This is a genomic window from Lichenihabitans sp. Uapishka_5 (assembly GCF_033947565.1).
Taxonomy (GTDB): domain Bacteria; phylum Pseudomonadota; class Alphaproteobacteria; order Rhizobiales; family Beijerinckiaceae; genus Lichenihabitans.
In genome coordinates, this window is the sequence record NZ_JARPVX010000210.1 from 1 (window position 1) to 891 (window position 891).

1 protein-coding gene is annotated in these 891 nt (G+C 65.0%); it reads left to right on the top strand.

All coding sequences use genetic code 11. The features are described from left to right. Positions 1–848: IS3 family transposase (locus P7D22_RS23230; protein ID WP_319936608.1), on the top strand; the 848-nt coding region annotated here is incomplete at its 5' end. Positions 849–891 lie beyond the last annotated feature (43 nt).

Here is an 891-nt window from a genome sequence, read left to right on the forward strand (position 1 = left end):
AGGCCTGCTTTCCGGTTTCCACCATGGCGCGCGTGCTCGGCGTGTCCAAGGCGGGGTATTATGCCTGGCGGCACAGGCCGCCATCCCGCCATGCTGTTGCCGACGCGGCGTTGCTGAAGCGGGTCAGGACCGTGCACGGCAGTTCGCGCCAGACTTACGGCGCACCCCGTGTTCACGCCGATCTCCAGAACCTGGGCGAGCGACATGGCCGCAAACGGATTGCGCGCCTGATGCGCGAGGCGGGCCTGGTGGGCGCGAGCCATCGGCATGGCGGTCCGACGACAACCGTGCGCGACAAGGACGCCAGGCCTGCGCCGGACCTTGTCGACCGTAACTTCACGGCCTCCGGCCCAGACCAACTCTGGGTCGCCGACATCACCTATGTGCCGACGGCAGCTGGGTTCCTCTACCTCGCCGTCGTGCTGGACGCCTGGAGCCGCAAGATCGTCGGCTGGTCAATGGCGAACCACCTGCGGGCGGAGTTGGTGCTGGACGCAATGGAGGCGGCCGTGGGGCAGCGCCGTCCGAAGAACGTCATCCACCACAGTGATCAGGGTAGCCAATATACGTCCGTTGCATTCGGCAAACGTTGTGGCGAAGCCGGCGTCCGGCCGTCGATGGGATCGGTGGGTGATGCCTATGACAATGCAATGGCGGAGAGCTTCTTCTCGACGCTCGAGGCCGAGTTGCTGCAACGGCGGCGGTTCGGCTCCCAGGCGGAGGCCCGGATGGCCTGCTTCAGCTACATCGAGGGTTGGTACAACCCGATGCGCCTGCATTCGGGCTTGGGCTACCGATCACCAATGGTCTACGAAGCCGGAGGAGAGACTGCCGTGATCGAGCCCTAACCCGCAAGCTCCAAAACTGTCCACTGAATCGGGTCAATCCCAG